Raw genomic sequence first — 726 nt, 5'->3', positions numbered from 1 at the left:
ATTTTAATGCTATTTAGCGCATCTTGTAAGTCTTTGTTATTTGCAAGTTCATCTTGTAGTGATTCTGTTAATTGCTTACGGTAGTCTTCAATCATACCTTTTGAAAATGGTGACTCTTGTGATTGAATGATTTCTCTTAATTTATCTAAGTTTTCTTTAACAGTTTGTTTATATTCTTCTTTACCTGTATCTTGCATACTTGATTGTTGATCAATTTGGCTGTCCATCTGTTTTAATGCATTGATATAGTTATCAAGTTCCACGCTATCTTTTTGCGATTTATAATCTTGTAACATTTTATCCATCGCTGTATTGTGCTCGTCAAATAATGAATTTTGTTTTTCAATNNACATTATAATCAGTGTTCACTCTGAGCGTATCTGAATTCGCACTCAATAATGATTTATTGTATGTTTGGAACCATTTTGTAATATCTTTGTTTGCAGAAATTGAATTTACAAGCGTATCTGTAAATAATTCCGGGAAGTCGTTAATTGGATTTAATAAGTAATTCGAGAATTTACTATTCACACCATGTTCACGCGTCATAATAGCGCCAACATTTTTTTGTGCATTATGTAAATTATCAATGATGCTTGTTAAATAAATTTCGACCAAGTTTTTGTTAAAGTCGTTAAGTACATTACTTACAACTTTTTCTGTGTTTTTAGCTACTTCTTCTTTTTGTCCTACAGCTGTTTTATACTGTAGTGATATTTTCGATGC

At 30.4% G+C, this 726-nt stretch carries 1 pseudogene; it reads right to left on the bottom strand.

Going from position 1 to position 726, the window contains the following annotated elements:
- A pseudogene (locus JVV30_RS13100) lies at positions 1 to 726 on the bottom strand (type VII secretion protein EsaA); the annotation flags it as partial.

This window comes from Staphylococcus sp. GDY8P47P (assembly GCF_016892225.1).
GTDB lineage: Bacteria > Bacillota > Bacilli > Staphylococcales > Staphylococcaceae > Staphylococcus > Staphylococcus borealis.
Note: the sequence above shows the minus strand (reverse complement) of the source record. Positions and strands in the feature narration are given on the sequence as shown.